The organism is Streptomyces sp. NPDC002232 (assembly GCF_042890295.1).
GTDB lineage: Bacteria > Actinomycetota > Actinomycetes > Streptomycetales > Streptomycetaceae > Streptomyces.
The window spans coordinates 427991-447288 of record NZ_JBIARV010000001.1; the positions used below are offsets into that span (position 1 = coordinate 427991).

At 72.5% G+C, this 19298-nt stretch carries 13 protein-coding genes; 9 read left to right on the forward strand and 4 right to left on the reverse strand.

Annotated features, from left to right (window positions below):
- Positions 1-149: 149 nt before the first annotated feature.
- A complete protein-coding gene (locus ACFYXU_RS01860; protein WP_361402483.1) occupies positions 150-1037 on the forward strand; it encodes a lytic polysaccharide monooxygenase in 888 nt (295 codons plus the stop codon).
- 28 nt (positions 1038-1065) lie between these two features.
- On the opposite strand, the gene ACFYXU_RS01865 is transcribed toward ACFYXU_RS01860, so the two are convergent.
- A complete protein-coding gene (locus ACFYXU_RS01865; protein ID WP_376510663.1) occupies positions 1066-1653 on the reverse strand; it encodes a DUF4240 domain-containing protein in 588 nt (195 codons plus the stop codon).
- A gap of 99 nt (positions 1654-1752) precedes the next feature.
- A complete protein-coding gene (gene lon, locus ACFYXU_RS01870; protein ID WP_376510662.1) occupies positions 1753-4164 on the reverse strand; it encodes an endopeptidase La in 2412 nt (803 codons plus the stop codon).
- A gap of 131 nt (positions 4165-4295) precedes the next feature.
- Between lon and ACFYXU_RS01875 the strand changes: the two genes are divergently transcribed.
- Both ACFYXU_RS01875 and ACFYXU_RS01880 read left to right on the forward strand, forming a co-directional pair.
- Entirely contained in the window at positions 4296-4943 is a 648-nt protein-coding gene (locus ACFYXU_RS01875; RefSeq protein WP_389408041.1) for a GNAT family N-acetyltransferase, read from the forward strand.
- Positions 4944-5002: 59 nt separating this feature from the next.
- Entirely contained in the window at positions 5003-5536 is a 534-nt protein-coding gene (locus tag ACFYXU_RS01880) for a hypothetical protein (protein ID WP_376510658.1), read from the forward strand.
- Positions 5537-5652: 116 nt separating this feature from the next.
- On the opposite strand, the gene ACFYXU_RS01885 is transcribed toward ACFYXU_RS01880, so the two are convergent.
- On the reverse strand, positions 5653-6294 hold the full coding sequence (locus ACFYXU_RS01885; protein ID WP_389456208.1) for a TetR/AcrR family transcriptional regulator: 642 nt from the start codon (positions 6292-6294) through the stop codon (positions 5653-5655).
- Positions 6295-6476: 182 nt separating this feature from the next.
- Between ACFYXU_RS01885 and ACFYXU_RS01890 the strand changes: the two genes are divergently transcribed.
- From ACFYXU_RS01890 to ACFYXU_RS01915, 6 genes are all read left to right on the forward strand, one after another.
- Entirely contained in the window at positions 6477-8222 is a 1746-nt protein-coding gene (locus tag ACFYXU_RS01890) for a glycoside hydrolase family 3 N-terminal domain-containing protein (RefSeq protein WP_389456210.1), read from the forward strand.
- A gap of 120 nt (positions 8223-8342) precedes the next feature.
- Entirely contained in the window at positions 8343-9407 is a 1065-nt protein-coding gene (gene surE, locus ACFYXU_RS01895; RefSeq protein WP_389456212.1) for a 5'/3'-nucleotidase SurE, read from the forward strand.
- Positions 9408-9491: 84 nt separating this feature from the next.
- Positions 9492-10163, forward strand: coding sequence for a spermidine synthase (locus ACFYXU_RS01900; protein WP_389456214.1), 672 nt, complete (start codon positions 9492-9494; stop codon positions 10161-10163).
- Positions 10164-10234: 71 nt separating this feature from the next.
- Positions 10235-10972: a response regulator transcription factor gene (locus tag ACFYXU_RS01905; protein ID WP_329851621.1), complete on the forward strand. Its 738-nt coding sequence runs from the start codon at positions 10235-10237 to the stop codon at positions 10970-10972.
- A gap of 56 nt (positions 10973-11028) precedes the next feature.
- Positions 11029-12081, forward strand: a complete 1053-nt coding sequence (locus ACFYXU_RS01910) for an ATP-binding protein (protein WP_376510720.1) — start codon at positions 11029-11031, stop codon at positions 12079-12081.
- A 269-nt stretch (positions 12082-12350) separates the two neighbouring features.
- Complete coding sequence (locus tag ACFYXU_RS01915) at positions 12351-16160, forward strand: multifunctional oxoglutarate decarboxylase/oxoglutarate dehydrogenase thiamine pyrophosphate-binding subunit/dihydrolipoyllysine-residue succinyltransferase subunit (protein WP_389456216.1); 3810 nt, start codon at positions 12351-12353, stop codon at positions 16158-16160.
- Between the two features lie 80 nt (positions 16161-16240).
- On the opposite strand, the gene fxsT is transcribed toward ACFYXU_RS01915, so the two are convergent.
- Complete coding sequence (fxsT, locus tag ACFYXU_RS01920; RefSeq protein WP_389456218.1) at positions 16241-19258, reverse strand: FxSxx-COOH system tetratricopeptide repeat protein; 3018 nt, start codon at positions 19256-19258, stop codon at positions 16241-16243.
- Positions 19259-19298 lie beyond the last annotated feature (40 nt).

Below are 19298 nucleotides of genomic sequence, written 5' to 3' on the forward strand. Positions count from 1 at the left end.
GGCCGCTCCGGCTTTTTCCACCCACCCCCTTGCCCATTGGTATGGACCAATGCGAGGCTTCCACCGCCGGTCGTCCGGAGTCCAACTTCCGTGCGCCCCGTGCGCGTTGCTCGTCCCGTACTCCCCCACGCACGAGAGAGAGCCCTCGCATGCCCCCCTACCGCCGTACCGCCACCGGCGTCGCCGCGCTGTCCGCCGCCGCTGCCCTGGTCAGCCTCACCCCGACCACCGCGAGCGCCCACGGGGCCGTCTTCAACCCGGTGAGCCGGGTGGCGGCCTGCTACGCCGAGGGCCCCGAGACGCCCAAGTCGCAGGTGTGCAAGGACCTCGTCGCCGACTCCGGCACCCAGCCGCTCTACGACTGGAACGAGGTCAACATCGCCAACGCCGCCGGGCAGCACCAGGCCCTCATCCCGGACGGCAAGCTCTGCTCGGCCAACCGCGAGAAGTACCGGGCGCTGGACTGGGCGCGCACCGACTGGCCCTCGACGGCCGTGGCCGCCGGATCCTTCAACTTCAAGGTCCGGGTGACGGCCGCCCACTCGGGCACGATGACGATCTACATCACCAAGGCGGGCTTCGACCCCACCAAGCCCCTCAAGTGGTCGGACCTGGACGCGACGCCCGTCGCCGTCTACAACACGACCCGCACCGCGACCGACGGCTTCTACAACTTCACCGGCAACCTGCCGGCCCGCACCGGCCGCCACATCATCTACAAGGTCTGGCAGCGCAACGACAGCCCCGAGGCCTTCTACAGCTGCTCGGACGTCACCTTCGGCGGCGCGGCGGCGGGAGCCCAGGCCCAGAAGCAGGCCCAGGCCCCGACCGAGGCCAAGATCGCCGCGGGCGCCTCGCTCTCCACCGTGAGCCACGCGGGCCACGGCGGCGACGAGCAGCCCCCGGCGCTCTCCGCCGAGACGGCCGCGGCCCCCTCCTCGCCGCTCCCGACGGCCCTCGCCGCCGCGGGCGCCCTCGCGGCCTTCGCGGGCGGCAGCCTGCTCCTGAGCCGCCGCCGGAACTCCTCCGCGTCCTGACCGCGCGGGCCACGGACCCCTCCGGCTCCTACGAGCCGGAGGGCGGGAAGAGGGCGGTGAGCCGGGGTATCGCCAACCCCTCCGGCCGGGACCCCCGGGACTGACCGTCCTCTTCCCACTCCCCCGCGGCCTCCGCGGCGTCCTCCGCCTCCTCGACGGCGTCCAGGAACTCCTCGCCGTCGTCGCCCTCCTGGCCCGTCAGCTCGTCCCACGCGTCCTGCGCCACGTAGTCGAGCTCCTCCCACTCGGGCCACTCGTCGTCGTCCCAGCCGTCACGGTGCCGGCCCACCAGCGCCCGCACGCCGGGCACGTCGGCCAGCACGTCCGGGTCGGCGAGGACCGACTCGTACACCTTGCGCCCCTGGCCCACCAGCCAGAGCGTGAAGTAGTGGAAGCCGTCGTCCGTGCAGTCCCCGCCCTCGATCAGGTCCGCGGCCTTCCACAGCGCGCGCGTGTCGGCGATCTCGCACGCCCTCTCCAGACGCACCTGGAACTCCACGCTCTCGGCGGCCGGACGCCGGATCAGGTCGGCCCGCAGCCACTCCAGCCGCTCGTCCCGGTCACCGGGACGGCGGCTCAACTCGTCGATGAGAGCCCAGAAGGCGTCGTCGTTCATGCGTACGAGCATGCCAGCCCCGACTGACATCCAGGTAACGGGATGCGGGCACGCGGAAGCGGGGTGCCGTGACGGCACCCCGCTTCCGCGGGAGGGGAGTTACGCGGCCACGTCCACCGGCACCACCGCCGGGGCGAGCGCGATCTCCAGGACCTGGCGGACATCCGTCACCGGGTGCACCTCCAGCTTCTCCAGGATCTCGGCCGGGACGTCGTCCAGGTCGGCCTCGTTCCGCTTGGGGATCACGACCGTCGTGATGCCCGCCCGGTGCGCGGCCAGCAGCTTCTGCTTCACGCCGCCGATCGGCAGCACCCGGCCGGTGAGGGAGACCTCGCCGGTCATGGCCACGTCCGTGCGGACCAGCCGGCCGCTCAGCAGGGACGCCAGGGCGGTGGTCATGGTGACGCCCGCGCTGGGACCGTCCTTGGGCACCGCGCCCGCCGGGAAGTGGATGTGCACGCCCCGGTCCTTCAGGCCGGTGACCGGAAGCTCCAGCTCCGCGCCGTGCGAGCGGAGGAAGGAGAGCGCGATCTGAGCCGACTCCTTCATCACGTCGCCCAGCTGGCCGGTGAGGGTGAGACCGGCCGCGCCCGTCTCCGGGTCGGCGAGGGACGCCTCGACGAAGAGGACGTCGCCGCCCGCGCCCGTCACGGCCAGACCCGTGGCGACGCCCGGCACGGCCGTCCGCCGCTCCGCCGGGTCCTGGGCCGACTCCGGGACGTGGTGCGGCCGCCCGATGAGCTCCCGCAGGCCGTCGGGCCCGAGGGTGAACGGCAGCTCCCGGTCGCCCAGTTCGTGCTGGGCCGCGATCTTGCGGAGCAGCCGGGCGATCGACCGCTCCAGGGTGCGGACGCCGGCCTCCCGGGTGTACTCCCCGGCCAGCTTCCGCAGCGCGGACTCCTCCAGGACGACCTCGCCCGGCTCCAGACCGGCCCGCTCCAGCTGGCGCGGGAGCAGGTGGTCGCGGGCGATGACGACCTTCTCGTCCTCCGTGTAGCCGTCGAGGCGCACCAGCTCCATGCGGTCGAGGAGCGCCTCGGGGATGGCTTCGAGGACATTGGCGGTGGCCAGGAAGACGACGTCGGAGAGGTCGAGTTCGACCTCCAGGTAGTGGTCGCGGAAGGTGTGGTTCTGCGCCGGGTCGAGCACTTCGAGGAGCGCCGCCGCGGGGTCGCCCCGGAAGTCGGAGCCGACCTTGTCGATCTCGTCGAGCAGGACCACCGGGTTCATCGACCCGGCCTCCTTGACGGCGCGGACGATCCGGCCGGGCAGGGCGCCGACGTAGGTCCGCCGGTGGCCGCGGATCTCCGCCTCGTCGCGCACGCCGCCGAGGGCGACGCGGACGAACTTCCGGCCCATGGCGTGGGCGACCGACTCCGCGATCGACGTCTTGCCGACGCCGGGCGGGCCGACGAGGGCGAGGACGGCTCCGCCCCGGCGGCCGCCGACCACGCCGAGGCCCCGGTCGGAGCGGCGCTTGCGCACCGCCAGGTACTCGGTGATCCGTTCCTTCACGTCGTCGAGTCCGGCGTGCTCGGCGTCCAGGACCGCGCGGGCGCCCCGGATGTCGTACCGGTCCTCGGTCCGCTCGTTCCACGGCAGTTCGAGGACGGTGTCGAGCCAGGTGCGGATCCAGGAGCCCTCGGGGGACTGGTCGCTGGACCGCTCCAGCTTCTCGACCTCCTTGAGGGCGGCCTCGCGCACCTTCTCGGGCAGGTCGGCGGCCTCCACGCGGGCGCGGTAGTCGTCGGACTCGTCGCCCTCGGCCTCGCCGTTGAGGTCGCGCAGCTCCTTCCGGACGGCTTCGAGCTGGCGGCGGAGCAGGAACTCGCGCTGCTGCTTGTCGACGCCCTCCTGGACGTCCTTCGCGATGGTCTCGGCGACGTCCTGCTCGGCGAGGTGCTCGCGGAGCTGGGCGGTGGCGAGCCTCAGGCGGGCGACCGGGTCGGCGGTCTCCAGGAGTTCGACCTTCTGCTCGACGCTGAGGAAGGGCGAGTATCCGGAGTTGTCGGCGAGGGCGCCGACGCCGTCGATCTGCTGGACGCGGTCGACGACCTGCCAGGCGCCGCGCTTCTTGAGCCAGGTGGTGGCCAGCGCCTTGTACTCCGTGACCAGTTCGGTGACGGAGCCGGGCAGCGGGTCGGGCAGGGTCTCCTCGACGGCGTTGCCCTCGACCCAGAGGGCGGCGCCGGGGCCGGTGGTCCCGGCGCCGATCCGGACGCGGCCGAGGCCGCGGATGAGCGCGCCGGGGTCGCCGTCGGACAGCCGGCCGACCTGCTCGACGACGCCCAGGACGCCGGTGCCGGCGTAGGTCCCGTCGACCCTCGGCACGAGGAGCACGCGGGGCTTGCCCGTCCCGGTGCGGGCGGCGGCCTGGGCGGCCTCGACGGCGGCCCGTACGTCGGTGTCGGACAGGTCCAGCGGCACCACCATTCCGGGCAGCACGACCTCGTCGTCGAGCGGCAGCACGGGCAGAGTGAGCGGCACGGACGGCTTGGACTCAGAAGCCATGATCTCCCCTTCGGCAGTCAAGTTGAGCTATGTGGACTCAATGCACCTGAGCCCGGAGATGTTCCCGGACGTTCGTTCGCTCTGAGCGATCACTCTCCCGCCTGCCCGCCGGTAGCCGATGTAATGACTGCATGGATATAGGAGCTATTACGGATGCCTGGGTGGCGGGCTGGACCGTCTCCCGGGGCACCCCGCCGGCCGTCGCCGAGCCCTGGGGCTACCGGATCGACGTCGGCCTGCCCCGGCACGTCGTGCGTCACGTCCTGCCCGCCCCCGACGCGGCGTCCGTCGGCGCGCTCTGCGCCCGGCTGACCGCGCCGCACAGCTGGCTCAAGGTGATGGCGGGCCCGGAGGAGGCCGGCGCCTGGATCACCGAGGGGTGGACCGTCCCCGACGACCCGGGCTTCATGATGGTCAAGCCGCTGGACCCCGGCGCCCGCCCCGCGCAGCCCGAGGGATACGCCCGGACCACCGAGGTCGAGGACGGCGTCGTCCGGGTGCGCATCCTCGCCCCGGACGGCACGCTCGCCGCCCGCGGCCAGATCGCCCCGACCGGCTCCACCGCCGTCGCCGACCAGATCGAGACCGACCCCGCGCACCGGCGCCGGGGCCTCGGCGCGAACGTCATGCGCACCCTGGAGGCCGCCGCCGCCCAGGCCGGCGCCGTGACCGGGGTGCTCGCCGCGACCACGGACGGGCTCGCGCTGTACGACTCCCTGGACTGGCGCTACCGGGGCCCGATCACCGGGATCGTACGCACCGGCCCCGAGGGCCACTGACGGGTGGAATCCCGGGCTTCCCGCTGCGCGCGGGACCCCGGACGGGGCATGCTCGACCCATGGTGCGAGGCGTACGGGGAACAGGGACGTGGTGCGGGACCCTGCTGCTGGCGGGAGCCCTGGTGGGCGGCGTGACCGGCTGCGGCCCCGGGGTGCCGCCCGCGCCCGGCGGGCCCCCGTCGGGCACGAGCGCGCCCGCCGTGCCGGGCCGCACGACGGAGCCGGGCACACCGGCGGCGGACCCGCAGCCCGGCGAGGTCCTCGTCGAGGTGACCGTCAGCGGCGGCTTCGCCGGGATCCGGAACCAGCTCGTCGTGCACTACGACGGCTCCTGGACCAGCCGGTCCGGCGGCAAGGCGCCGCGCACCGGCCGGCAGACCCCCGCCGAGGCCGCCGAACTGCGCGCAGCCCTGGAGGACCCCGCCTACGCCCTGGTCCCGGAGCGCCCGACGGGCCGCCCGGTCGCGGACGGCTTCCAGTACTCCGTGACCTACCGCCACCGCGTGGTCGTCGCGGGCGACGGCGAGCGCCCGCCGGCCCTCCAGCGCGTCTTCGCCGCCCTCCCGGAGGGCGGCCCGCCGACGAGCCCTTGAGCCCGTCCGCGTGCGGCCATTCTTGGACGTGAGCCCGTGCGCACGTGAGCCCGCCCCCGGTCGCGTGCCCTCCCGGACGTGAGCCGGCCCACGAACCCCCGGTCGCCGGGCCCCCGTCAGGCGCGGGCCGCGGCGATCTCCGCGTACCGGCGCCGGAGGTACGCGCCCACCCGGGCCGGCATGTCCATCGAGGCCGGGTCGAGGGCCCACTGGATCTGGAGGCCGTCCATGACGGCGAGGTGCTCCTGGGCGACGGCCGCGCAGTCGAGGCCGGGGCGGAGCTCGCCGCGCCGCACGGCCTCCTCCAGGAGGCCGACGGTGTGCCGGAGCACGCGCGCGTAGCGCTCCTTGAAGTACGCGTGGGCGGGGTGGCCGACGTTTCCGGACTCGCCCACCAGGACGTTGAACATCCGGACGATGCCGGGGCGGCGGGTGTTCTCCTCGACCAGGGCGACCAGGGTCTCCAGGTAGTCGGCGTAGGAGTCGGGGGCGACGCCGAAGAGGCGCTCCTCGTCGTGCTGCTCGCTCTGCGCGAGGACCGAGAGGAGCAGGTCCTCCTTGCTGCGGAAGTGGTGCAGCAGGCCGCCCTGGGTGATGCCGCAGTCGTTCGCGATGCGGGCGAGCGAGGAGGCGTGGAAGCCCCAGCGGCCGAAGTGGTCGACGGCGGTGTCGAGGATCTTCTGGCGGCGTGCGTCGCCGACCGCGTAGCTGCCCCTGCCTGCGGTCCTGCGGTTCGTTCGGCCCGTGTTCTCCGGCATGCGGCCACCTTAACCGGGCCTCGAATGCACCTTTTCTCCTGTGACCCAGGACACAAAACAGAAACCTAGTGGTCACTCGGTTTTCACGCTTAGCCTGGGGGCGCCCAAGGTCGGCACCGCCGCCGGCCCGTCCCGGTGGCGCCCTCCCCCCGGCCACCGGTCGATCAGCTCCGGAGCAGCCCGTGCACCCGTACCAGGACCCCAGCCGCCCCGTCGACGAGCGCGTCGAGGACCTCCTCGCCCGCATGACGCTGGAGGAGAAGGCCGGTCAGCTCTTCCACACCATGCTGATGATGAACGCCGACGGCTCCCCGGTGACCGAGACCGACGGCGGGCCCCTGGCCCTCACCACCCCGCAGCTCGTCGAGGACCGGCGGCTGACCCACTTCAACCTGCTGGGCACCCACGGCGCCCGCGAGACGGCCCTCTGGCACAACGCGCTCCAGGAGATGGCGGCGGGCACCCGGCTCGGCATCCCCGTCTCCCTGTCGACCGACCCCCGCCACGCCTTCACGGACAACATCGGCGCCTCCTTCCACTCCGGCGCCTTCTCCGCCTGGCCCGAGGCGCTCGGACTGGCCGCGATCGGCGACCCGGAGCTGGTCCTCGACTTCGCCGACACCGTCCGCCGCGAGTACCTCGCGGTGGGCTTCCGGACCGCGCTCCACCCGCAGATCGACCTCGCGACCGAGCCCCGCTGGTCCCGCCAGTCCGGCACCTTCGGCTCCGACGCGAAGCTGACGGGCGAGCTGGTCCGGGCGTACGTGCGGGGGCTCCAGGGCCCCGAGCTCGGCCCGGACTCCGTGGCCGCGATGGTCAAGCACTTCCCGGGCGGGGGCCCGCAGAAGGACGGCGAGGACCCGCACTTCCCGCACGGCAAGGAGCAGGTCTACCCGGGCGGGATGCGGGAGCACCACCTGGAGCCCTTCCGGGCCGCGATCGCCGCCGGCTGCTCGCAGATGATGCCGTACTACGGCCAGCCGGTCGGCACCGACTGGGAGGAGGTCGGCTTCGGCTTCAACAAGGGCGTCATCACCGGCCTGCTCCGCGAGGAGCTGGGCTTCACCGGCATCGTCTGCACCGACTGGGGCCTGCTCCAGGAACACTCGATCTTCGGCGAGGCGCACGAGGCCCGCGCGTGGGGCGTCGAGCACCTGAGCGTGGCCGAGCGGGCCGCGAAGGCGCTGGACGCGGGCGCGGACCAGTTCGGCGGCGAGGAGTGCCCCGAGGTGATCGTGGAGCTCGTCGGGACGGGCCGGATCTCCGAGGAGCGGATCGACGCGTCCGTACGGCGGCTGCTGCGCGAGAAGTTCGTCCTGGGGCTCTTCGACGAGCGCCGTTACGTCGACCCCGACGAGGCCGCCGAGACGGTCGGCCGCGCGGACTTCGCGGCCGCCGGCGCCGCCGCCCAGCGCCGCTCGCTCACGGTCCTCACCGACGGACCGCTCCCCCTGCCGGGGCGGCCGAGGCTGTACGTGGAGAACGTCGACCCGGCGGTCGCGGCGGCGTACGGCGAGGTCGTCGCCGACCCGGCCGACGCCGAGCTCGCGGTGCTGCGGCTGCGGACCCCGTACGAAGAGCGGCCGGGCCTGTTCGAGTCCTTCTTCCACTCCGGCAGCCTCGCCTTCGGCGAGGAGGAGCTCGCCGGCGTCCTCACGCTGCTGCGGACCGTACCGACGGTGGTCTGCGTGAACCTGGAACGGCCGGCTGTCCTGCCCGAGATCGCCGCGCACGCGGCCGCGCTGATCGCCGACTACGGCGCGAGCGACGAGGCCCTCCTCGACGTCGCCTTCGGCCGGGCGAAGCCGGAGGGGAGGCTGCCGTTCGAGCTGCCGCGCTCGATGGCGGCGGTGGCGGCGTCCCGGCCGGACGTGCCGAACGACACGGTGGATCCGGTGTTCGCGCACGGCCACGGCCTGGAGATCTGAGATCTCCCCCAGACCGCGGGGCTTCTGACGACCCCGCGCGCGATCCGGGGCCCTCCCGAGGGGGGCAGGGCCCCGGATCCATCCTCCCATCTGCCTGTCATGCTCATGAAGGGATGCCCCATGCGCACGTACCTCGCGCTGTCCACCGCGGCCGCCGTGCTCGCCGCCGCCGGAGCCACCGCCCACGCCACCACCCCCGACCGGCACCGGGAGCCGCTCCCGCTCGCCGGGATGCGGATCCTGATCTCCAACGACGACTCGATGCAGGCGGCGAAGGCGAGCAACTCCGACGGTCTCGGCCTGTACGAGCTCCGCCGCGCGATGTGCGCCGCGGGCGCCGACGTCGTCGTGATGGCGCCCTGGCAGGTCCAGTCGGGGAAGGGCACCGCCGTCAGCAACGGCGGCGTCCTGACCGCCCAGCGCCGCACCGCCCTGCCCGCCGGCTACGAGAACGACTGCGCCCAGGCGCCCGCCCGGGGTGCGGTCTACGGCGTCTGCCTCGCCGACGGCCCCTGTGGCAAGGACTCCCCGTCCGCCACGCCTGCCGACACCGTCAAACTCGCCCTCCGCGCCGGACTCAGAGCCAAGGCCGGGTGGACCGGCGCCCCCGACCTCGTCCTCACCGGCATCAACTCCGGCCCCAACGTGTCCGCGAGCGTGAACGACTCCGGAACCGTCGGCGCGGCCGTCGCCGCGATCGACCAGGACGTCCCCGCGATCGCGTTCTCCTCCTCCGGCGACGCGACCAACACGAGTTTCCCCCGGGTCAACTACCGCGCCAACGCCGAGTTCGGCGCCCGCCTCGTCGCGGATCTGCGCCGGCGCGCCCTGCTGACCTCCGCGTTCGCCCTCAAGGTCGACTACCCCGACGTCAGCACCGGACGCCGGGCCGGGTCCCCGGTCTGGACCCGCGTCGGGGACGGGGCCGTCGTCTACCACGCCTTCCAGCAGCGCGGGAACGGCGACTCCTTCGACATCACCCTCGGCCTCTGCCCCCTGGACGGCACCGGCGAGGGCGAGTGCGCCGAGGGCCGGAAGGACGCCGACTCCACCTGGCTGCTCGACCGGGGCCACGTCACGATCGCCCCGGTCACCTGGGACCGCACCTACGGCACCCCGGTCGCCGCGCGCCGCGAGCTGCGGGCGGTCGAGCGGTACGTGGAGCGCGAAGCCCCGCGCCCGTAAGGCTCGTTAACGGTTTGTCCCGGCCCTCGGCGCCGCGCAGGATGGCCGGGACGAACCGTACCGAGACCGAGCCACGGAGTGATCATGACCAGCCCCGTCACCCTCGACCGCCGCGACGGGCCGTACGGGGAGGTGGTGCTCCGCCGGCGCGGCGAGCACTACGAGATCATCGCCAACGGCACCTTCCTGATGGACACCTCCGACGGGCGCTCCGAGCGGCTCCTGGTCGACGCCGCGCTGGCCGCCCTCCCCGAGGAGTCCCGCACCGGCGCCTCCGTCCTCGTCGGCGGCCTCGGCGTCGGCTTCTCCCTCGCCCATGCCGCCGCCGACCCGCGCTGGGGCCGGATCGCGGTCGCCGAGCGCGAGGAGGCGATCATCGACTGGCACCGCCGAGGCCCCCTCGCGGCCGTCTCCGGGGCCGCGCTCGCCGATCCGCGCACCGTGATCCTGCACACGGACCTCGTGACCCACCTCCGCACCACCGCCGACACCTACGACGCCCTCTGTCTCGACATCGACAACGGCCCCGACTGGACGGTCACCCAGGACAACGAATCCCTTTACTCGGCCGAGGGATTGGCCCTGTGCGCGGCCCGCCTGAACCCCGGCGGAATCCTCGCCGTGTGGTCCGCCCGGCCGTCCGCCGATTTCGAAGGGTCCTTGCGGAATGCCGGATTCAGCGGGGTACGGACGGAAGAGATCCCCGTTGCCCGGGGCGTCCCCGACGCGGTGCACCTCGCGGTCCGCCCCGGATAACTCCTGGATAGCCGGGACGCCGCCGCTACCTCTAGGCTGCTGAGCCGACATCGGCGACGCGAGGCGGGGCAATGGAGCAGACACACACCACTCACCACGGTGCGGCGGCCACTCCGGGGGCCCAGCGGCGCGTCCTCGTGGTCGAGGACGACGCCACCATCGTGGAGGCGATCGCCGCACGGCTGCGCGCCGAGGGCTTCCTCGTGCAGACCGCGACCGACGGCCCCGCGGCCGTCGACGCGGCCGAGGCCTGGCAGCCCGACCTGATGGTCCTGGACGTGATGCTCCCCGGATTCGACGGCCTGGAGGTGTGCCGCAGGGTCCAGGCCCAGCGCCCCGTCCCGGTCCTCATGCTGACCGCCCGGGACGACGAGACCGACATGCTGGTCGGGCTCGGCGTCGGCGCGGACGACTACATGACCAAGCCCTTCTCGATGCGCGAGCTGGCCGCCCGGGTGCACGTGCTGCTGCGCCGGGTGGAGCGGGCCGCGCTCGCGGCGGTCACCCCGCGCAGCGGGATCCTCCGCCTGGGCGAACTGGAGATCGACCACGCGCAGCGCCGGGTGCGGGTCCGGGCGGAGGACGTGCACCTGACCCCGACCGAGTTCGACCTGCTGGTCTGCCTCGCCAGCACGCCCCGCGCGGTCCTCTCCCGCGAACAGCTGCTCGCGGAGGTCTGGGACTGGGCGGACGCCTCGGGCACCCGGACCGTCGACAGCCACATCAAGGCCCTGCGCCGGAAGATCGGAGCCGAGCGCATCCGCACGGTCCACGGCGTCGGCTACGCGCTGGAGACCCCGGCGCCGTGAATCCGCCGGGGCCCGGGAGGCCGCACCTGGGACGGCGAGAGCACCCGCGCCGACGCATCGTGATCTCGATCAAGACCAAGCTGGGCACCCTGGTCGTCGGGGCGGTCCTGCTGACCTCCTGCCTGGCCCTGGTCGCGATCCGCACGTCCACGGAGTTCCGGTACATCACGATCTTCGCGATGATCGCGACCCTGCTGATCACGCAGTTCGTCGCGCAGTCCCTGACGGCGCCGCTCGACGAGATGAACACGGTGGCCGGCTCGATCTCCCGCGGGGACTTCAGCCGCCGGGTGCGGGGCGCGGACCGGCGGGACGAGCTCGGCGACCTCGCCTCGACGATCAACCGCATGGCGGACGACCTGGAGGCCGTCGACCGGCACCGCAAGGAGCTGGTGGCGAACGTCTCGCACGAGCTGCGCACACCGATCGCCGCGCTCCGGGCCGTCCTGGAGAACGTGGTGGACGGGGTGTCGGAGGCCGATCCGGAGACCATGCGGTCGGCGCTGAAACAGACGGAGCGGCTCGGCCGGCTGGTGGAGACCCTGCTGGACCTGTCACGCCTTGACAACGGTGTCGTCGCCCTGCGGGCGGGCCGCTTCGAGGTCTGGCCCTATCTGTCGGGCGTGCTGCGGGAGGCGAACCTGGCCGCGTCCCAGCGCGGCCTGTCGTCCACGTCCGGCCTGCACCGCCGCACCGACGTGCACCTGCACCTCGACGTGTCGCCGCCGGAGCTGGTCGCCGTCGCGGACGCGGAGCGGCTGCACCAGGTGATGGCGAACCTGATCGACAACGCGGTGAAGCACTCGCCGCCGCACGGCCGGGTCACGGTCCGGGCCCGGCGCGGCCCGTACCAGGACTCGCTGGAGCTGGAGGTCGAGGACGAGGGCCCCGGCATCCCGGAGTCGGAGCGGCACAAGGTCTTCCAGCGCTTCAACCGGGGATCGTCGCCGGACCGGAACGGCCCCGGGAGCGACGGCGGCACGGGCCTCGGTCTGGCGATCGCGCGCTGGGCCGTGGATCTGCACGGCGGCGGAATCGGAGTGGCCGAATCGTCACGCGGGTGCCGCATCAGAGTCACTCTTCCGGGCAGCCTTCCCCTGAGAGATTGACGTACGCTCGAACCGGAAGAGCACGTTCTGCGTGTACGTGAGCAGGACGTGGTCAGGGGTGCGGTCGAACAGGGCCGTGCTCGTGCTTTTCCGTACCCTCACACGTCCGAAACCACGGTTGTTTCCCGCCATTCACGGGCGCGAAACACCCCGTCAAGTGTGACTTGCACGACGTTGGCAGTGCCCGGCCTGCACCTCCCGGCCGGACAGGCGTAGCCTTTATTTCCGCTGTCCATCACAATGCGAAGCGGAAGAGGGCGGTTGCCGCCGTGTCGTCTCAGTCCCCCAGTACCCCGAGCTCCCCGGCCCACCAAGACGGGCAGGGCGTGAGCCCCGCAGCCGCCTTCGGCGCCAATGAGTGGCTCGTCGACGAGATCTACCAGCAGTACCTCCAGGACCCGAATTCGGTCGATCGTGCCTGGTGGGACTTCTTCGCCGACTACAAGCCCGGAGCGTCGGAGACCCCGGCCGCCCAGGCCCCCACCACCACTCAGAGCGCGCCGGTCGCGCAGCAGGCAGGCCCCGCACAGGCCGCGCCTGCCGCTCCGGCGGCCGTTCCGGCTCCCGCGCCCGCCCCGGCCCCGGCCCCGGCCCCCGCGAAGCCCGCCGCGGCTCCCGCGCCGGCCGCCGCCAAGCCCGCCGCCGCCGCTCCGGCGCCGACGAAGGCCGCCCCGGCGCCCGCGAAGGCCGCTCCGGCCGCCGAGGCCCCCGCCGGCCCCGAGCTGATCACGCTGCGCGGCCCCGCCGCCGCGGTCGCGAAGAACATGAACGCCTCCCTGGAGGTGCCGACGGCCACGTCCGTCCGCGCCGTCCCGGTGAAGCTGCTCTTCGACAACCGGATCGTGATCAACAACCACCTGAAGCGCGCCCGGGGCGGGAAGATCTCCTTCACGCACCTCATCGGCTACGCGATGGTGCAGGCGATCAAGGCCATGCCGTCGATGAACCACTCCTTCGCGGAGAAGGACGGCAAGCCGACCCTGGTCAAGCCGGAGCACGTGAACTTCGGCCTCGCGATCGACCTGGTGAAGCCCAACGGCGACCGCCAGCTCGTCGTCGCGGGGATCAAGAAGGCCGAGACGCTCAACTTCTTCGAGTTCTGGCAGGCCTACGAGGACATCGTCAAGCGCGCCCGCGTGGGCAAGCTGACGATGGACGACTTCTCCGGCGTAACGGTCTCCCTGACCAACCCCGGCGGCCTCGGCACCGTCCACTCCGTGCCGCGCCTGATGCCCGGACAGTCGGTCATCATGGGCGTCGGCTCGATGGACTACCCGGCCGAGTTCCAGGGCACCTCCCAGGACACCCTGAACAAGCTGGGCATCTCCAAGGTCATGACCCTGACCTCGACGTACGACCACCGCGTCATCCAGGGCGCCGCCTCCGGCGAGTTCCTGCGGATCGTGGCGAACCTCCTCCTCGGCGAGGAGGGCTTCTACGACGAGATCTTCAAGGCCCTGCGCATCCCCTACGAGCCGGTCCGCTGGCTCAAGGACATCGACGCCTCGCACGACGACGACGTCACCAAGGCCGCGCGCGTCTTCGAGCTCATCCACTCCTACCGGGTCCGCGGCCACGTCATGGCCGACACCGACCCGCTGGAGTACAAGCAGCGCAAGCACCCCGACCTGGACATCACCGAGCACGGCCTCACCCTGTGGGACCTGGAGCGGGAGTTCGCGGTCGGCGGCTTCGCCGGCAAGTCGATGATGAAGCTCCGCGACATCCTCGGCGTGCTCCGCGACTCGTACTGCCGCACCACCGGCGTCGAGTTCATGCACATCCAGGACCCGAAGCAGCGCAAGTGGATCCAGGACCGCGTCGAGCGCCCGCACTCCCGCGTGGAGCGCGAGGAGCAGCTGCGGATCCTGCGCCGGCTGAACGCGGCCGAGGCCTTCGAGACCTTCCTCCAGACGAAGTACGTCGGCCAGAAGCGCTTCTCCCTGGAGGGCGGCGAGTCCGTCATCCCGCTGCTCGACGCGGTCATCGACTCGGCCGCCGAGTCGCGCCTCGACGAGGTCGTCATCGGCATGGCCCACCGCGGCCGTCTGAACGTCCTCGCGAACATCGTCGGCAAGTCGTACGCGCAGATCTTCCGCGAGTTCGAGGGCAACCTCGACCCGAAGTCGATGCACGGCTCCGGCGACGTCAAGTACCACCTGGGCGCCGAGGGCACCTTCACGGGCCTCGACGGCGAGGAGATCCGCGTCTCCCTGGCCGCCAACCCCTCCCACCTGGAGGCGGTCGACCCGGTCCTGGAAGGCATCGTCCGCGCCAAGCAGGACGTCATCAACAAGGGCGGCACGGACTTCACCGTCCTGCCCGTCGCCCTGCACGGCGACGCGGCCTTCGCGGGCCAGGGCGTCGTCGCCGAGACGCTGAACATGTCGCAGCTGCGGGGCTACCGCACCGGCGGCACGGTCCACATCGTCATCAACAACCAGGTCGGCTTCACCGCCGCCCCGGAGTCCTCGCGTTCCTCGATGTACGCGACCGACGTGGCCCGCATGATCGAGGCGCCGATCTTCCACGTGAACGGCGACGACCCGGAGGCCGTGGTCCGCGTCGGGCGGCTCGCCTTCGAGTTCCGCCAGACGTTCAACAAGGACGTCGTGATCGACCTCATCTGCTACCGCCGCCGCGGTCACAACGAGGGCGACAACCCCTCGTTCACCAACCCGCAGATGTACAACCTGATCGACAAGAAGCGTTCGGTGCGCAAGCTGTACACCGAGTCGCTCATCGGTCGCGGCGACATCACCCTCGAAGAGGCGGAGCAGTCGCTCCAGGACTTCCAGGGCCAGCTGGAGAAGGTGTTCGCGGAGGTCCGCGAGGCCACCACCGCCCCGTCGTCGACGACGGTCCCCGACGCGCAGGCCGAGTTCCCGGTCGGCGTCACCACCGCGGTCTCCCAGGAGGTCGTGAAGCGGATCGCCGAGTCGCAGGTCAGCATCCCGGAGCGGGTCACGGTCCACCCGCGTCTGCTCCCGCAGATGCAGCGCCGCGCCGCCTCCATCGACGACGGCACCATCGACTGGGGCTTCGGCGAGACCCTCGCCATCGGCTCCCTGCTGATGGAGGGCACCCCGGTCCGCCTCTCGGGCCAGGACTCCCGCCGCGGCACCTTCGGCCAGCGCCACGCGGTCCTGGTCGACCAGGAGACCGGCGAGGACTACACCCCGCTGCTCTACCTGACCGAGGAGCAGGCCCACTACAACGTCTACGACTCGCTGCTCAGCGAGTACGCGGCGATGGGCTTCGAGTACGGCTACTCGCTGGCCCGCCCGGACTCCCTGGTCATCTGGGAGGCCCAGTTCGGTGACTTCGTCAACGGCGCGCAGACCGTCGTCGACGAGTTCATCTCCTCGGCCGAGCAGAAGTGGGGCCAGACCTCCGGCGTCACGCTGCTCCTGCCGCACGGCTACGAGGGCCAGGGCCCGGACCACTCGTCCGCCCGCCCGGAGCGCTTCCTCCAGATGTGCGCCCAGGACAACATGACGGTCGCCATGCCGACGCTGCCGTCGAACTACTTCCACCTCCTGCGCTGGCAGGTGCACAACCCGCACCACAAGCCGCTCATCGTCTTCACCCCGAAGTCGATGCTGCGTCTGAAGGCGGCGGCGTCCACGGTGGAGGAGTTCACCACCGGCGGCTTCCGCCCGGTGATCGGCGACTCGACGGTCGACCCGGCCGACGTCCGCAAGGTCGTCTTCTGCGCCGGCAAGGTCTACTACGACCTGGAGGCCGAGCGTCAGAAGCGCGGTGACAAGGAGACGGCGATCATCCGTCTGGAGCGCCTGTACCCGCTGCCGGGTGCCGAGCTTCAGGCCGAGATCGCCAAGTACCCGAACGCCGCGAAGTACATCTGGGCCCAGGAGGAGCCGGCGAACCAGGGTGCCTGGCCGTTCATCGCGCTCAACCTGATCGACCACCTGGACCTGGCGGTCGGCGCGGACATCCCGGCGGGCGAGCGCCTGCGCCGGATCTCGCGTCCGCACTCCTCCTCCCCGGCGGTCGGCTCGGCCAAGCGCCACCAGGCGGAGCAGCAGCAGCTGGTCAACGAGGTCTTCGACGCCTGATCGACCGCTCCGTACGCGTACGGAAGGAGGCCCGGCACCCCTCGGGGTGCCGGGCCTCCGGCGTGTCCGCCGGTCGGCGCTCAGCCCAGGTTGGCCTCGAAGTCCCAGTAGGGCCGGTTGCGCTGACGTGCCGACAGGGTGTGCGGGTGCTGGGCGCCGAGCGTCCGGGTGAGGCTGAGCAGCGCGGCCTCCTCCAGCTTGGCCGCCTCCTCGTTCTCCCGGAGGCCGCGCAGGTCGGTGGCGAGCGCCACCTGGCTGGACAGGGTGAGCGGGTGCTCGTTGCCCAGGGTGTGCCGGGCGCGGCGCAGGGTGTCCCGGCTGAGCTCGGCGGCGTCGTGCACCCGGCCGTTGAAGTTGCGCGCGGCGCCGGTGTTGAGCGCGCAGCCGAGGACCCAGGGGTGGTCGGAGCCGAGCGAGGAGGTGAGTCCGGCGAGAGCGGCCTCCAGGATGGCCAGGGCGTCGGCGCGTTCGCCGGAGGCCTGGAGGACGAGCGCGGTGTTGGCGAGGACGCCGGTGGCGACGGGGTGCGCGGGTCCGAGGAGGGCCCGGTATCCGGCCTCGGCCTCCCGGCTGAGCTCGCGGGCCTGGCCGAGGTCGCCGTGTTCGCGGAGGTAGTTGGCGTAGTTGTTGAGGGAGGAGAGCGTCACGTAGTGGGTGCGGCCGTGGACCTGCTCCAGCTGGTCGAGGAGGCTGGCCATGGTGGCGCCGAGGTCCTGCTGGAAGCCGCCCTCGCGGCGCCGGCACAGAGCCAGCTGGGTGCGGGCGTACAGGCTCTGGAGGTGCTGCGGCCCGAGGACCTGCACGTGCCGCAGGACGTTGGCCTCCTGGCGGGCGAGTGCCTCGCGGTACTGGCCGAGGAGCCGGAGGTCGTGTGCGAGGGCGTTGCTGGAGTTGAGGGTCTGGGAGTGGCGCTTGCCGAGCACCCGCTCGCTCTGGGTGAGGGTCTCGGCGTCGGACTCGTACGCCTCCTGGAAGCGGCCGAGCTGCCGCAGGGTGACCCCGAGGTTGTGCCGGGCGACGAGGGTGGAGAACTCGGCGCCGCCGAGGAGGCGTTCGGCGTCGGCGAGGACCTGGCGCTGGAGTCGCTCCGCCTCCCTGTACTGGCCGAGGAAGCGCAGGTCGCTGGAGATGGCGCTGCTGGAGAGCAGGGTGCCGAGCTCGTTGGGGGGCTGGGCGGCGGCGAGGCGTTCCCGCTGGGCGAGGTCGAGGTCGTACGCCTCGCGGAACCGCCCGAAGGACCGCAGGATGTTGCTCTGCTGGGTGGTCAGGTCGAGCATGGGCTGGTCCAGGGGGGTCATGAAGGTGGACCAGTTGTCGCGGATCTTCTCGGCGAGCTGGATGCCGGCCCGGAACTCGCCGCTGCGGAAGCAGTAGCGCAGGCAGTTGAGCACGGCGGTCTGGGTGCGCGGATTGTGGCTGAGGAGCGCGCCGGAGGGTTCCAGGTGGGGCAGGAGTTCGGCGTACCGGGGCCAGTGGCGGCTGTCCATGGGGTTGCCGGGGTCGGCCTCGGCGAGCAGGGTGCGGACGGCCTGGCGGTGGGCGGCGCGGTGGTCGCCCTCGGTGAGGCGGGCGACGATGTCGTGGACGAGCCGGTGCATGTGCACGGACTCCTGGTGCGGGCCGACCTCGGCGTTGTTGACCGGGCCCCGGGTCTCCCGGGTGAGGACCGAGTAGTTGACCAGGGTGTCCAGGGCGCGGGACCAGGCGGCGAGGTCGGTGGTCATCCAGCGCAGGTCCTCGGGGAGGTCGGCCTGCGGGTAGGCGCGGATGAGGCCGAGCGGGATGCGGCCGGGGGCGAAGGAGGCGCACAGGCTGAGCACGTCGATGGCCTGCGGCTGGGCGCGTCGGAGCCGGTTGATCAGTATCGACCAGGAGGTGAGGGACGCCTGCGGGAAGCCGTCGCCGGACGGCTCGACGGCGGAGATGCGTCCCTCGCGGACCATGTGGAGGTACTCGGAGACCTCCATGCGGGACTCGCCGAGCCAGGCGGCGGCCTGCACCAGCGGCAGCGGTACGTCCCCGAACTCGGCGGCGACCTCCTCCGCCTCGGGCGCGGTGATGTGCGGTGCGCGGCGCATCAGATAGGCGGTGGACTCGGCGCGGTCGAAGCCGGGGACCTCGAGGATGTCGGTGTAGTCGCCCCAGCCCCGGTTGCGCGAGGTGACGAGGACGTGGCCGGGGCCGTGCGGCAGCATGACGTTCGCGCCGTCCGTGTCGTCCCAGCCGTCGAAGACGATGAGCCAGCGGGAGTGCGGGTCGCCGCGGCGCAGGGCCTCGCGGACGGCGCGGATGCGTTCACCGGGCTCGTTGCCGGTGGGGAGGCCGAGTTCGGTGGCGAGTTCGCCGAAGCGGTCGCGCTGGACGTTGCGGTCGTCGGAGCTGACCCACCAGACGACGTCGTAGTCGGAGCTGAAGCGGTGGGCGTACTCGGCGGCGATCTGGGTCTTGCCGATGCCGGACATGCCGAGCAGGGTGCACGCGGCGCTGCCGCGCTCGGCGTCCATGAGGCGTTCCTGGAGCTCGGTGAGCAGGTCGTCGCGGCCGGTGAAGCGGGGGTTGCGGCGCGGGATCTCGCCCCAGACCTCGGGAGGGGTGTCGGGGAAGCGGACGAGTGACCCGGCCGGGAGCCGGCGGCCGGCCGAGCGGCGGGGCTCGATGGAGAGCCGGCTGAGCAGCCGGGCCTCTGCCTCCTCCTCGCCGACGCCCCACAGGCTGACGGGTTCGAGGACGGCGGTCGCCGGGAGCAGGGTGCGGTTGGTGAGGTTGACCGCGGCGAACCGCTGGGCCTGGGCGGCGACGAAGCCCCGCAGGACGTCGTTCCACTCGCCGGCCGCGCGCGGGCCGAGCTGGAAGAACCAGTCGTCCAGGACGAGCAGCACCTGTCCGCGGGCGAGGAGCAGGTCGCCGAGCGAGTCCTCCAGGGGCACCTCGCGCGGCGGGTCCCAGCGCTGGAGGCTGGCGCGCACTCCGTGGGCGTCGAGCCGTTGGTTGATCCAGGTCGCCCACGGGCGGTGGTAGCCGGGGAAGACCACGAGGACGTGTTCCGGGGCGCTCCTGGCTCCCTGGTCCGCCGCACCGCCCGATCGCTGTTCCGCCATCTGTCGTGTCTCCCGTCCCGCTCCCGCGCAACGCGGTGTC